The 15,148-nt window shown below is 52.0% G+C and carries 9 protein-coding genes and 1 pseudogene; all 10 read left to right on the forward strand.

Annotated elements, in window-relative coordinates:
• Nucleotides 1-807: 807 nt before the first annotated feature.
• Nucleotides 808-1,524: pseudogene (locus INT32_RS22300) on the forward strand (ESPR-type extended signal peptide-containing protein); the annotation flags it as partial.
• Between the two features lie 57 nt (nt 1,525-1,581).
• A complete protein-coding gene (locus INT32_RS00005) occupies nt 1,582-4,896 on the forward strand; it encodes a beta strand repeat-containing protein (protein ID WP_370540155.1) in 3,315 nt (1,104 codons plus the stop codon).
• Entirely contained in the window at nt 4,827-6,314 is a 1,488-nt protein-coding gene (locus tag INT32_RS00010) for a YadA-like family protein (RefSeq protein ID WP_193086702.1), read from the forward strand. Before INT32_RS00005 ends, INT32_RS00010 begins: the two co-directional genes overlap by 70 nt.
• 66 nt (nt 6,315-6,380) lie before the next feature.
• A complete protein-coding gene (gene bamE / locus INT32_RS00015) occupies nt 6,381-7,226 on the forward strand; it encodes an outer membrane protein assembly factor BamE (protein WP_226816350.1) in 846 nt (281 codons plus the stop codon).
• 475 nt (nt 7,227-7,701) lie between these two features.
• Nucleotides 7,702-8,862 carry a CaiB/BaiF CoA-transferase family protein gene (locus INT32_RS00020; protein WP_193087211.1) on the forward strand — a complete coding sequence of 387 codons (1,161 nt, stop codon included), beginning with the start codon at nt 7,702-7,704 and terminating at the stop codon, nt 8,860-8,862.
• A gap of 32 nt (nt 8,863-8,894) precedes the next feature.
• Entirely contained in the window at nt 8,895-9,863 is a 969-nt protein-coding gene (locus tag INT32_RS00025) for a tripartite tricarboxylate transporter substrate binding protein (protein ID WP_193086703.1), read from the forward strand.
• 7 nt (nt 9,864-9,870) lie between these two features.
• Nucleotides 9,871-10,662 carry an enoyl-CoA hydratase gene (locus INT32_RS00030; protein WP_193086704.1) on the forward strand — a complete coding sequence of 264 codons (792 nt, stop codon included), beginning with the start codon at nt 9,871-9,873 and terminating at the stop codon, nt 10,660-10,662.
• Nucleotides 10,663-10,774: 112 nt separating this feature from the next.
• The gene (locus tag INT32_RS00035) at nt 10,775-11,686 is read left to right on the forward strand and encodes a LysR family transcriptional regulator (protein WP_370540144.1); all 912 of its coding nucleotides are present in this window, start codon (nt 10,775-10,777) and stop codon (nt 11,684-11,686) included.
• 1,066 nt (nt 11,687-12,752) lie between these two features.
• A complete protein-coding gene (locus INT32_RS00040) occupies nt 12,753-13,835 on the forward strand; it encodes a metallophosphoesterase (protein ID WP_193086705.1) in 1,083 nt (360 codons plus the stop codon).
• A 247-nt stretch (nt 13,836-14,082) separates the two neighbouring features.
• Nucleotides 14,083-15,114, forward strand: coding sequence for a TRAP transporter substrate-binding protein (locus INT32_RS00045; RefSeq protein ID WP_193086706.1), 1,032 nt, complete (start codon nt 14,083-14,085; stop codon nt 15,112-15,114).
• Nucleotides 15,115-15,148: the final 34 nt, after the last annotated feature.

Consider the following 15,148-nt stretch of genomic DNA (forward strand, 5'->3'; position numbering starts at 1 on the left):
GAACAGCAATACTTTTCTGAGGCTACGAACTGTCTATAAAAATCTGGTCGATTCACAGACAATTAAATTTCAGTCAATTGGATCCGCAAAGATTAACAAAATGTATCAATTGGTTTTGTTTCTTTTGAACTCAAAGCAGACGCTGCGTAGCGAGGAAGCGTCGTGGTTTGCTTAAACGCCGCAGGCGTCGCAATGGGCCGCGTTGGTATCGACCAGGACTATGGGCATATAAGCGGCGAGCGAGCACTCAGCACATTTGGTCGATGTCAAAGAGGTGTTTCCCTGGCGGTTTGCACGCAGGAATGCTGATTTATATGCGCACTTTTGTTATATCGGTGCATTTCCACTTTGACCATATTTTAAATAGCTGATGGTGTCGGTCTGTGCCGGCCCGGCCCGTTCTGCAGGGCAGCGGATTATTCAGTACATGCTGCCGCATAGTTAGAAAAATAGCTCATTCTGGCCGCAAATGGCAGCCTCATCCATGCCCTTGGTCACGTTTGCTTGCGGTACGTACGTGTACTCAGGGCAATGGATATAGCCGAAAAGCAACAGCTATAGCGGCCTGCGCCAGGCGTCGGATTCTAAAACGCAAATATTGGTGAATTAACTTTAAAAATTGATTTCGATTAAGTTTTTTTCGAAGATAAAAATACACAATTCCGACCCGGATGTATTTCTCTGCACGTAATGATCAGATCGCGATTGGTAATCGATTCGTGGGATCGTTATGTCCACATGATGATCACGGCATAACCGTAGGTCCAAATGAATAGTCAGATTACGATTTGAGTTAAGGATACTTTTGTGAATAAGATTTTTCGCGTTATATGGAGCGCAGCCACCGGCAACTGGGTAGTAGTCTCGGAAATTAGCAAAGCCGCGATTTCAAAACCAGGAAGTGTTTATGCACCAGAAAAGCAGCTAAACAATGTTCTGGCATCTGTGGCCTCCGGCTCAGGCCGCTTGAAACTGACCGAGCTGGCCATTGCTTTTTGCCTGGCTGGATTATGGACTGTCGCATCACCTGCCTTGGCCGCAGCGCTCAAGGCAAGTTTCAATCCGGGTACTGAAGTTGCGAGCAGTCGATGCGGTACTGGCGCCAATGCCACGAATGTGGCTGGGATCGCCGTCGGTTGTGGCGCTCAAGCAGTTAGCGGTATCGTCAGTGTCCTGGATCGAGGAAATCCGTTTGAAAACCGCAATGATCTGAGGTTTTCTACGTCAAATGGCGGATTGCTCGAAACACAATCGATCGCGATCGGCGAAGCTTCTTACGCAGGAAAATCGGCGATTGCGTTGGGTGGTCGATCCAACGCCACAGACGATTTCGCAACGGCAATGGGCGTATGGGCGCGCGCGCAGGGAAAATCTTCAGTGGCAATTGGCCCCAGGACTCTGGCCACCGGCAATACAAGCCTGGCGCTGGGGCGGGAATCTGTGGCAAACGCAGATTTTGCGCAGGCGATCGGTAATGTTTCGGCAGCCACTGGCACGTCCTCCCTGGCAATCGGCCATTCCGCTACAGCAACGGGTTCACGGTCTATCGCCATTGGTGGGGCGGATCCTGGTTCGGAAGTTGTGGGAGGGCAACGCGGCGTTACTTATCAAGCACAATCACTGACAAAGGCGGAGGGCAGTGGCTCGATCGCCCTGGGCGGTGGCGCGCGTGCAACGGCGGATCGTGCCGTGGCGCTCGGCGAACGCGCTCAGGCAACACGGGCTGATGCGGTGGCTTTAGGCAGTGCTTCGAACACGAATGCGGCTGCGACTGCCATTAATAACGCCACCGTAGGCGGACATGCTTATACTGAGTTCGCCGGTGTTGTCAGCAATCCAAACAGGGTATTGTCAGTAGGCGCGGCAGGTGCCGAACGCCAGATTAAAAATGTGGGATCGGGAGAAATTTCAGCTACCAGTACTGATGCAGTCAATGGCAGCCAGCTCTATGCGATTGCGTCAAGGCAGGGCGGCGGAATGAATTTTTCGGGTGATGCCAATACCAATGGGTCGACCGTGGAAAACGACAGAAAGGTCGAAATTCCTTCCAGTGGAAATCTGAATATCACAGGTGGCGTTACCAATCCTGCCAACCTGCTAAATGACCAGATAGGCGTAGTGGCAGATCCTGCCGGGAAAACATTGAACGTCCGGCTCAGAAAGGACTTGAATCTTGGGAGCGATGGCAGTCTGAATTTTGGCACCAGCGGTCCGAATTTGAGCAATATCGGTCTTAATATGAATAACAAAAAGATTACCGGGCTCAGTCCAGGAACGGCTGGCACTGACGCGGTCAATGTATCACAATTGAATGGCGTTAAAGCCACTGCAGACAATGCGATGACTGAAGTCTCCAAAGGCTGGAACCTGCAAGCCAACGGTGATGCTGCGAGCAAAGTGGCACCCGGCAATACGGTTCAGTTTATTGATGGTGCAAACATCGATATCACTCGCCAGGGAAACAATGTCACAATTGCGACATCCTCAAATCTAACTGCTGACAGTTTGAGGATTAACAACCAGGGTCCCGTCCTCAATGCCACTGGCATTGCCATGGGCGGCAAGAAAATCACTGGCCTGGCTGATGGCACTGCACCCAATGACGCAGTGAACTTCTCTCAACTGGACGGAGTCAAGTCCAGGGCCGATAATGCATTGATCCAGGCAGGCAATGCATTGATTCAGGCACACGATGCGTTCACTGAAGCTAGCAAGGGCTGGAACCTGCAAGCCAACGGTGACGCGGCAAGCAAAGTGGCGCCTGGTAACACCGTTCAGTTTATTGATGGTGCAAACATCGACATTACCCGCCAGGGCAGTAACGTCACAGTTGCCACATCACCGGCTCTGACTGCTGACAGCCTGACCATTAACAACCGTGGTCCAGTCCTCAATGCCAATGGCATTGCTATGGGCAGTAAGAAAATCACTGGCCTGGCTGATGGGGCTGCACCCAATGACGCAGTGAACTTCTCTCAACTGGACGGGGTCAAGTCCAGCGCTGACAATGCATTGACTCAGGCAGGCAATGCGATTGTTGAAGCGAGTAAAGGTTGGAACCTGCAAGCTAATGGCGATACCGCAACGAAAGTCGCCCCTGGTGATACTGTTCAGTTCATTGACGGCAACAATATTAATGTGACACGTAACGGTAAAGATCTGACGATTGCGACTGCTTCGAACATGACGGCCGATAGTCTCACCATCAACAATGGCGGTCCAATCATCAATGCCGGTGGCATCAACATGGGTGGCAAGAAAATCACTGGTCTGGCTGATGGCACTGCGCCCACTGATGCTGTGAGCTTCTCGCAGTTGAATGGCGTTAAGGCCGTTGCTGACAATGCCATGGCTGAGGCATCAAAAGGTTTTAATCTGCAGACTAACGGGGATACGGCAGCGAAAGTTGCGCCTGGCGATACAGTTCAGTTCATTAATGGTACAAACATCGGTATCACTCGCGCTGGCAACGACATCACCATTGCAACAGCGGCAGATCTGACAGCTGACAGCCTGACCATTAACAATGGTGGTCCTGTATTTAATGTCGGTGGCATTAACATGGGAGGCAAGAAACTCACTGGCTTGGCTGATGGCACTGCACCCAATGACGCAGTTAACTTCTCGCAACTTGACGGCGTTAAGGTCGTGGCTGATGATGCATTGACTCAGGCAGGCAGTGCAATTGTTCAAGCGAGTAAAGGGTGGAACCTGCAAGCTAATGGCGATGTCGCGGCCAAAGTAGCGCCAGGTGACACCGTTCAGTTCATCAATGGTGCCAACATCGATATCACTCGTGCAGGTAATGACATCACAATTGCAACGGCTGCAGATCTGACAGCAGATAGCCTGACCATTAACAATGGGGGGCCAGTTCTTAATGCTGGCGGCATTGACATGGGCGGCAAAAAAATCACCGGCTTGGTTGATGGTACTGGGCCTACTGATGCGGTGAGCTTCTCGCAACTGGATGGCGTTAAAACCGTGGCCGACAACGCCATGGCAGAGGCATCAAAAGGTTTTAATCTACAGACTAACGGTGATACCGCAACGAAAGTCGCCCCAGGTGATACTGTTCAATTCATTGACGGCAACAATATTAATGTGATTCGTAACGGTAATGATTTGACAATTGCAACATCATCAGATCTGACGGCCGACAGCCTGACCATTAACAATGGTGGTCCAGTCCTTAATGCCGGTGGCATTGATATGGGTGGCAAAAAAATCACTGGCCTGGCTGATGGCACTGCGCCCACTGATGCTGTAAGTTTCTCGCAACTAGACGGCGTTAAAACCGTGGTCGACAGTGCGATGGTTGAGGCATCAAAAGGTTTTAATCTTCAAGTTAATGGTGACACGGCAACGAAAGTTTCCCCTGGTGATACTGTTCAGTTCATTGATGGTGCAAACATCGATATCAATCGTGCTGGCAACGACATCACCATTACAACGGCAGCCGATTTGACAGCGGATAGCCTGACCATTAACAATGGCGGCCCTGCACTCAATGCAGACGGCATTGTCATGGGCGGTAAAAAAATTACTGGTCTAGCTGATGGTGCGGCACCCAATGACGCAGTTAACTTCTCTCAACTGGACGGGGTTAAGTCCAGGGCTGATGATGCATTGACTCAGGCTGGCAATGCATTAACTGAAGCCAGCAAGGGCTGGAACCTGCAAGCTAATGGCGATACGGCAACGAAAGTAGCGCCAGGTGACACCGTTCAGTTCATCGATGGTACCAACATCGATATCACTCGCGTAGGTAACGACATCACCATTGCAACGGCTGCAGATCTGACGGCCGATAGCCTGGCGATACCGTGCAGTTCATTGATGGCACCAACATCGATATTATCCGAAACGGTAATGAGATCACCATCGCAACGGTAGCAGACCTCACCGCAGATAGCCTGACCTTCAACAACGGTGGTCCTGTGTTGAGCAGCACCGGTATTGACCTGAGCGACAAAAAGCTAACTAATGTGGCAGCAGGTACGCTGTCAGCAGACAGCAAGGATGGTGTCAATGCCAGCCAGCTGTTTGCGGCTGGTAGTAGCACAGCGGCCGCCTTCGGTGGTGATAGTACCTTCGATCCTGAAACGGGCGAGGTCAAAGCCGGATTGAAGATCGGCGATAAACTTTTCACGAGCGTCAATAGTGCTCTGGACGCGATCAATAATAATGTTGGCACAGTCGCCAGACGCGGTTGGGACATTGCAGGCGCCGACGGGATTGTTGCGAATGTGGCTACCGGCGGACAAGTTCGGTTTGTTGCGGGCAATGAGTATACCAAAGTGGGCGTAACTCAGGATAACGGTGTGTCCACAGTGAGTGTGTCTGCTGCCAGCTCGCCATTACAGTATACGCAGGCCAATCAGGCGAATGGCAAAAACGACCCCATCGCCGATCCGTTTATCAAGACCAATTCCGTAACATTGGTTGGGCAGGACACAACTGCGCCAGTGAGCTTGAACAATGTGGCCAGGGCTACGCTTTCGGCTGACAGCGTGCAGGCAGTCAATGGGCAGCAACTCTATGGCCTTGGCCAAAGTATTGCAAGCACGTTGGGTGGCGAGACACGCTTTAATGCTGAAACCGGGCAGCTTGATACGACAATTCGTATTGGTAATAATTCCTACCACAACGTAGCGGATGCGCTCAGTAGCATTGGCGAAGCTGCCGATCGCGGATGGCAATTGCAACTGAATAACGATACGCCGCAGAATGTGGCAGCGGGTTCTACGGTTGGCTTCAACCAGGGAAGTAATATGCAGCTGACGCGCGATGGTAACCAGATTACGGTTGCCACAGTGCCGAATGTGACGTTCGAGTCGGTAAAAACCGACCGGGTGGAAGGCGATACGATCTCTGCCAAATCATACCTGGGCGTGATTGATGGCCCCGCTTTGACCCAGTCTGGCATTGATGCAGCCGGCAAACCGATCACAAATCTGAAGCCAGGTGAGATTGCCGAGGGTAGTACGGATGCGGTCACTGGCGGCCAACTGCATAGTCTGGCAGGTGGTACGGCTGCGGCCCTTAATCGTCTGCAAGGCAATCTGGATCGTGTAGCCAAGGATGCCAATGCTGGCAGTGCAACAGCGGGTGCCATGGCAAATCTGCCACAAGCCTACTTGCCAGGCAAGAGCATGTTTGCCCTGGCAACCGCGAGATACGTTGGCCAGCAAGGCTTTGCGGCCGGTTTATCCAAGGTATCCGAAAACGGCAATTGGATTATCAAGGGTAGTGTAAGTGGCAATACACGTGGCAAGACGATGGTTGGCGCGGGTATCGGGTATCAATGGTAAACCAGTAAATCTTGGGACAGTCCCGGTTTCGGCCGGGGCTGCAGATTAACAGATGGATGATGTTGGATGAAGATGAAATATTCCACAAGCAAACGTGTAGTTGCAGCAATGGTGATGGTTGCCAGCCTTGTTCTGGGCGGATGTTCCTCGCTGAGTGAAGTCACGGCGGACGGCACAACGGAAAAGCCCGTGTTTCCAGATCCACGTAAAGTAACTTTCGACAATGATCAGGGTACATTCCCGAATCGTGACTCACTCAAGCTGGTCAAGTCAGGAATGACCAAAGACCAGCTGTACCACCTGTTGGGACGCCCACATTTCCAGGAAGGATTCTTCGGCGTACGAGAGTGGGATTATCTGTTTCATTTCCGCACCCCCGGAAATGGCAGGAACAGGGTCACTACCTGCCAGTTCAAGGTGATTTTCGATAAAGATTATCATGCACAAAGTTTCTTTATGCGTCCTGTTGGCGATCCGAACGATATGTGCACGCTCAACTCTGATAAACAGATGCAGCAGTTTGATCTTTCTGCCGATGGCGTGTTTGCTTTCAATAAAGCAGACCTGACGAACCTGACTGCCTCCGGCAAGAGCAGGTTGCAGGAGATAGCAGGCGAAATTGGACAATTGGGCGCTATAGAGTCTATTCTGATAACAGGCTATACCGACCCTCTCGGTTCAGCAGCCCACAACAGCATGCTGTCTGAGCAGCGGGCTATGACAGTCAGGCAATATCTGGAGACACTGGGCATTCCTGCCGGCGTGATGATTGCTCGAGGCGCCGGTGAAACCACGATGTTTGCACAATGCGACAAGCGTATGGCTAAGGTGACGTTGATTACTTGCCTGGCGCCAAACCGTAGGGTAACGCTCAAGGTTACAAGCGCTGCGAATCCACTCGCTGCCAAATAGCGATCTGTGCGAGCAAACAGGCCACAAGGCGCTTACACAGCGTGACTACCGGCAATCGTTACGCAAGGCACTTTGTTGGTAGACAACCGGGGTAACACCAGCGATCGTGTACTTGGATATTGAACGTGGCAGGCTGGACGTGTAGGATAGGCCAGTTAAGAACAAAAAGGCTCAATTGCAAGGTTATTGCAATTGAGCCTTTTTGTTTCAATCAATGTATTGCTGCAAGTGTCTTGCTGTTTAGCCCACAACTGCCCGGTGAACGATGTGTTCACCTTTATCCTTTGTTTTCTGGGGCTAGTTAAATATCGGCTGGTGATTTCGCGCAGCACATCCTGGCCGATGGTGACAAATTGGCTTTGATTGAATCCGGATTGAAATATTCGAACGCCCCTGTCGAAAATTTGAACTGGATCGGACGTGAGTGGCTACGCTAGACTGAATCCACGTTTGATTTTGTGGATTGAGAACTTTTATGCTGGCTGGCGCGTTAACGGGTATTCGGGTTGTCGACTTGTCCCGGATATTGGCAGGACCCTGGTGTACTCAGAATCTGGCCGATTTGGGGGCAGAGGTCATTAAAGTGGAGCGGCCCGAGTCGGGTGATGATACCCGTCAGTGGGGGCCACCGTACCTTGAAGCCGAATCCGGTGAGTCGATGTCAGCCTATTTTATGTGCTGCAACCGGAATAAAAAATCAATATGCCTGGATTTCAAAAATGCGCCTGACCGGGAAAAGCTCCTGGAGCTTATTCGTGGCGCCGATGTCCTGGTTGAGAACTATCGGGTTGGTACCCTAAAGCAATACGGCCTGGACTACGAGAGTATCAGGCACATCAATCCGCGCCTGGTGTATGCATCAATCACTGGTTATGGCCAGACGGGCCCGAAATCGGCCAGGCCGGGCTACGACTATATATTTCAGGGTCTGGGCGGACTGATGAGTTATACCGGGCATGCTGATGGCGAGCCAGGTGCAGGTCCGCTACGCACCGGCGTTGCTGTCGTCGATATTACAACTGGCATGTATGCCACCTCCGCCATATTGGCGGCGCTGTTTCAACGCCATGGTACCGGGCAGGGCACGTGGCTGGACCTGGCCTTGTTCGATGTGGCAGTGGCCATGAATGCGAATCAGGCTGCCAATTATCTGATCTCTGGAGAAAACCCCGCTCGTAGCGGTAACGCGCATCCGAATTTGGCGCCCTATGAGGTCTTCAGGGCAAGCGATGGCTATCTGATTCTTGCCGTTGGCAATGATACCCAGTTTGCGCGCTTCTGCGCATTCTGCGACCGAAGCGAGCTGGCAGAGGATCAGCGGTTTTCGACCAATAGCGAACGCATCCGAAATTTGCCTTCGCTCAGAGCTGTACTGGCAGACATTCTGATTGTCGAACCCAGAAGTTACTGGACTGCGGCACTGGATAATCTTGGCATTTCCTGGGGAGCCGTCAATACGCTTGAAGACGTTTTCGCGGATGAGCAGGTCCGCCATCGCCAAATGCAGCAGAGCGTTGTTCACCCCCAGCTGGGGCGGATTCCATTGATCAGGAATCCTATGCTTGCACCCGGGTCAACATCGTGTTCCGTCCCACCGCCTTTGTTGGGCGAGCACACCAAAGCAGTATTTGACTAAACCGAAACAGATAACAGTTAAGGAGACATACAGTGAAAATATCCATTTTGACATACGGCCTATGTGCAGGCCTGGTTACGGCAGCCTTGCCAGCCATGGCCGCTTTTCCGGACAAGCCGCTCAAGCTCATCGTTCCCTATGCGCCGGGCGGCACGACCGACCTAATCGCCCGAATTGTGGCGTCCGGGCTTGGTGATGTTCTGGGGCAGCCTGTGGTCATTCTTAACAAGCCCGGAGCGGGCGGGGCGATCGGCAGTGCGGCGGCCAGCCGTGAGGCGCCGGATGGCTATACGCTGGTGATGGCGGTAGAAAGCTCCCATAGCGTGAATCCAAGCGTCCAGAAGCAACAGATGTATGACCCGATCAAGGATTTTGCACCGATCAGCAATCTGGCCAATGTGCCTGGTGTACTGGATATCAGGACGTCTACCGATATAAAGACATTCGATCAATTGGTCAAGCAACTGAAGGCCAATCCGGAGAAATTCTCATTTGGTTCATCCGGCAATGGCGGATACAGCCATTTATTCGGAGAAAGGTTTCTTAAAGCGACCAACAGCAAAATGCTGCATGTTCCGTACAAGGGGCTGGGACCGGCGCTGACGGATTTGCTGGCAGGTCAGATAAATGTAGTGTTTGATAACTATCCATCGTCGGCCGGCCAGTTGGAAGCGGGAAAAATCCGTGCGCTTGCGGTGGCTTCACCCACCCGGTTAAAACAATTGCCAGATACACCTACTTATGCAGAGGCTGGTTATCCGCAATTGAACACGCCATCATGGTTTGGTCTGGCCGCGCCGGCCGGGGTTTCCGACGCGACACTGGATACATTGAACAGTGCAGTGAAGAAGACGCTGTCCGATCCGCAGGTTATTGCTGCCTTGCAAAAACAAGGAGCGATTCCAGCTTATACGACACGCCAGGAGTTTGCGAACATCATCCGTGATTCGAACGTGCAGTGGCGGGCCATTGTAAATGACATTAATTTTGAAAAACTGTGAGCCTGAAATGACAACAGCAACCGAATACGCACACGCCTCTTTTTCGATAGACGAGCAGGGGATAGGCACGCTTTGTATTAAAAACGCCGGTACGCTCAATATATTAGGAACACCGGTCGTTGCATCTTTGCTGGAGGCGCTTTCTGATTTGAAAAACAACCAAACCCTTCGCGTGCTGATTCTGCGTGGCGACGCTGACAAGGCGTTTATAGCCGGCGCAGATATCAAGGAAATGGCAACGTTTGACAAAGAGCATGCGGTAGCATTCATTGACCTGCTGCGGCAACTGTGTGAGGCGGTACGACTTCTTCCTGTGCCGGTTATTGCACGGATTCCGGGTTGGTGCCTGGGCGGCGGCCTGGAGCTGGCGCTGGCGTGTGATTTGCGTATATGCGCCGCCAGCGCCAATTTGGGGATGCCGGAGGTCAAAGTGGGTATCCCGTCCATTATTCATGCGGCACTGCTACCGCGCCTGATTGGCGGCGCACGGGCGTCCTGGTTGCTGTTGACCGGCGAAGTGGTGAACGGGCAGCAGGCGCTGGACATGGGTCTGGTTGACGCAGCGGTCGCGCTTGCAGATCTGGACGCGCACATGTTGCAGGTAGCGACTGGCCTGGCCCAATGCGGGCCGCAAGTGCTTGCCCAACAAAAGCGCTTGCTGCGCGAATGGCAAAACGAACCGTTGCAGACGTCAATACAAAATAGCGTTCGCGAGTTCGGAGAAGCGTTCGATACCGGCGAACCACAAAAATACATGGGCCAATTTGTAAAAGACAAACAGAAAGGCAAGTCTGCGTAGCTGATGTCGCGGTCTGCCATCGGGCCACCTGATACCGAGTTTCTCTTTTTGGTTTGACGTAGCCAGTACAATAATATGTTAACTGGCATATTTCAAACGAAAAGGAGCGCTTGTGCGCTACGAATTAAAAGATCTCCGTCTTTTTCTGGCTATCGTGCAAGCGCAGAACCTGTCTACCGGTGCTGAACGCATGCATATGACTGCATCGTCAGCCAGTTATCGGCTTAAGAATCTGGAATATACAGTGGGCAGCGCGCTGTTTTTGCGTACCCCCAAAGGCATGATATCCACCCCAGCGGGCGAGGTACTGACCAAGCACGCCAAGAAGTTGCTTGCAGAAGTTGAAACAATGCATGCAGAGTTAAGTCATTATGCAAGTAATTTGCGGGGCAGTATCCGACTTCTGGCAAATAGCAGTGCGCTCAATAGTTTCATCATCCCCAGTGTGACGCGATTTCTCACTTCAAATGCAGGCATAGATATTGATCTGAAAGAAAAAGAAAGCCTGACAATAAGCCATGCGATCGTCGAGGGCCAGGCCGATATAGGCGTGGGTGCTGATCTGGAACAATTGCCGGGTCTGATGCGCGAGCTATATGCGATTGACCGGCTCGTCTGCGCGGTTTCTCCTGACCATCCGTTGGCAAGCGCGAAAACCGTTGCCTTTGAGGATGTGCTGACCTACGATCTGGTCAGTATGGATCATAGCAGCAGCAATTTTCACTTTCTGGCCAATCAGGCCAGGCTGACGGGCAGGCCCATGAAAACCCGGGTGCATGTCCATAACTTCAGTTCAACAATTTATATGGTTGAGTCGGGTGTGGGCGCAGCCGTTGTGCCAGCCAGTGTCGTGGCCGAAAGCGAACGCAATGGGCGTGTGGTGCCGCTGGCCATAAGCGATACCTGGGCAGTTCGCCACTTGTATCTGGTCAGAACCGTTGCTTCGGAAAAAAATGAACTGGTAAGGGAGTTTGCCCAGATCTTATTGAATGACCCCCAGATCGTGGCTGCGCGTATGCAATAGCAAAGCTATTTTTTAACTTATTAATTTAATTATTATATTCAGGGAAAATTGCCATTATTCATCCCCCGGAATGACCCAAATTAACCTTTGAGTCGCGCAGCGTAAATCCTGTTGTGGATCATAAAATCTGTTTTTTGGTCGACAACGAGATCAGACGCTAATTGATGAGCTTCAAATAGTTCATCTTGAAAATGTTGAGGGGCACGTAGCGCATCACCGTGCTTACCGCAACAGGACGTATGTCTGGTTGCCATTTATATAAAAGTGATGCTTCACGACTAAGACGAGGTGTAGTGTTTGTGCGTTGGTACAGCACTGTCTGTGCCCGACTGGCGGAATCATTGGCAGTGCTGCGGTCGCCGATATGTTATCACCCAGTTCTGAAACCTTGCCACGCCTTCGCGTTACCAGCGGTGATGACCCCGGCCGCGATAGCCACGGTCTCGATGATCATAATGGGAATGCCGGTCAGAATAGCCGTCGCGGTCATACCCTCGTCCACCTCGACCGTGATCGTGAACGATACAGCCCGACAGAAGAATGAGTGATAAAAAAATTGCGGTTGTGCTAAGCAGCTTCATATTTGTACCCCCGAACACAGGTTATTACCGCTTTGATCATAAGGCAAGATGCGGGGTAAGCGTTTTTCTAAACCGTTAACGACATTTCAGCGTGTTACTTGGCGAACCGACTGCAGAGTGTGCATGCTTCAGGATATTTCGCCGGGATTCAATGCCATTTCAGTTGTGATCGGTTGAACGGGCGTCCCTGTGATAATGCCAGAGGCACGTGCTGCAGATTACAGGATTTAGTGGCCGGGATTGATTGCCCACGGCCTGTTACCCGAAGCAGGGCAGTGCTGGCTTTGTTCCGGCGCTGCCGATAAGCGATATGAAATCGGTAAAATAGGCGTTCTGGGAACGACGCGATCGCAACCGCGTGGCGCAAAATTTTGGAGCAATCAGCCTTTGTTTGCGCCTGATCATGCCCATTGGTCCCCATGAATATGTGCAATCTCGTGTCGATTTCTGAAAGAATCCTTTTATTCACAGGCAGTAAAAACACAATGAACTTGCTCCATTCCTACCAACCTATCGTGACGCTCCCGTCTGCGTCCCTGGATATTATTGGGGACGTTCATGGTGAATATGAAGCGCTTAGACTACTGTTGCATTACCTGGGTTATGACAGCCTTGGCCGTCATGCGGCGGGGCGTAAACTGGTCTTTATTGGTGATTTATGTGACCGCGGGCCCGACAGCCCTGCGGTGGTCAGGCTGGTGCAGGGCATGGTCAATGCCGGGAATGCCATTTGTGTTTTGGGTAATCATGAATTGAATATCCTGCGGGGGCTGCGCAAGGATGGCAATAGCTGGTTCTGGAATGAAACGGCAGACGGTGACGGGAAATTTGGCAAAATGCGCGTCCTTCCCATGGCCGAGCGACAGTCCGTGTTGGATTTTTTCACCAACCTGCCCATTGTCGCCTGCAACAGTCAATTGCGGGTGGTACATGCGGCCTGGCATACGCCTTCTTTCAACGAGATCGGCTCGCAGGCGCTGACTTCCATCGTTGAATACTTTGACGCACGAGAAAGGCAGACCAACGATGTTATCCACAGCGATAGCCGGTTTCAGTATTATGTTGCGGAGCAGAAGCAATGGCGTGTGCATATTTCCGACGAGGCGCAAGCCGTCCCTTTCCTGGGAGCAACGGCCTATATGCGTGAACTCAGACAAATGGCCAATCCGATCCGGGTGTTGACTTCCGGCGTGGAAACGGCCGATAGCGGGACCTTGTTCAGCGGGGGAGAATGGCGTTTTGTACAACGGGCGCGCTGGTGGGACACCTATACCGAAGCGGTGCCGGTCCTGATCGGGCACTACTGGCGCAACCCGCAGGACAAGCCAGTCAGCGCATTGTCTCGAGGTCGCGACCTGTTCGCAGGTGTGGCGCCGTACGACTGGCACGGCGCATGCGGTAATGTGTTTTGTGTGGATTATTGTGTCGGCGCCCGGTTCCTGGAACGATCCGGCGTGATGGCGCAGGGACAAACCCGACTTGCCGCCATGCGCTGGCCCGAGCGCACGCTCATGTTTGATTCGGGTGAGCAGGTTGCCACAGGGAATTTCGGCAGGCCGGCAGGGTAGCAACGGCCAGCCGGCTTTGTATTTTGCCTGGAGCAATTCGGGCATACCCCTGTTGAAAATTCATCGAAATAAATGCAATATCTGTGCTATAAGAGATGTGATCACACAACAGACAAGATGGCCAGGCCCGCAAGCGAGGTAAGCGCGATCATTCGCAGGAGAGTCGCAACCAGGTCAAGATATCAGGCATTTCGAGATAACAAGCAATTTGAGACAACAAGCATATTTAGTCCTGGAGGAGGGAATAATGGCTGGTGTAAAACGTAGGAGTTTTTTGAAATCGATGTCCGCTGTCACGGCGGCATCGGCTTTTGGACTGAGCTATTCTGATGTGATTCTGGCGCGTCGCGCCGATTTTCGGCTCAAATTTGCCAATAACCTGCCGGTGTCCCATCCCATGAATATCCGTGCCAAGGAAATGGTTGATGCCATCAAGAAAGAAACGGACGGCGCTGTAGATATTCGTGTATATCCAAGCAGCCAGCTGGGAAATGATACCGACACGCTCTCTCAAATTCGTGCTGGCGCCGTAGACTTTTTTACGCTTTCGCCCATTATCATGGGGACGCTTATCTCCAAAACGCAGATTTCCGGTATTGGTTTCGGCTTCAAGGACTACGACCAGGTCTGGAAGGCCATGGACGGTGAACTGGGCGCCGCCGTGCGCGAAGAAATCGAGAAGGGTTCGAACCTGACCGCTTTCGATAAGATCTGGGACAATGGTTTCCGGATTATTACCACCAGCTCCAAGCCGGTCAAAACGCCTGATGATCTGACCAGTGTCAAACTGCGTGTGCCGCCAAGCCCGCTGTGGACGTCCATGTTCAAAAGCCTGGGCGCATCGCCAACCACGATCAACTTTGCCGAAACCTATTCAGCACTGCAAACCCATATCGCCGACGGCCAGGAAAATCCGATCACCCTGATCGAGACAGCCAAGCTGTATGAGGTACAGAAATACGCCTCTCTTACTAATCACATGTGGGATGGATTCTGGTTCCTGGCGAACCGGGACAACCTGGCCAAGGTGCCCAAGGATATGCAGGAAGTGATTCGCAAGCACGTGATGGGCGCCAGCCTCAAAGAGCGGGACGATCTTGCCAAATTGAGCCTGACTGTCAAACAGACGTTGGAAGGTGAGGGTATGGTCTTTAATGAAGTAGACACCAACGCTTTCCGTGGCAAACTGAAGGATGCCGGTTTTTACGAAGAATGGAAGAAATCCTTTGGCGATCCGCTTTGGTCAAAACTGGAGCAATTTACCGGAGCGCTGTCTTGAATGTAAGCATTGCCAGCCAATCGGCTGGCGTCAA

It is taken from the genome of Advenella sp. FME57 (assembly GCF_014897675.1).
In the GTDB taxonomy this organism is placed as follows: domain Bacteria; phylum Pseudomonadota; class Gammaproteobacteria; order Burkholderiales; family Burkholderiaceae_B; genus Advenella.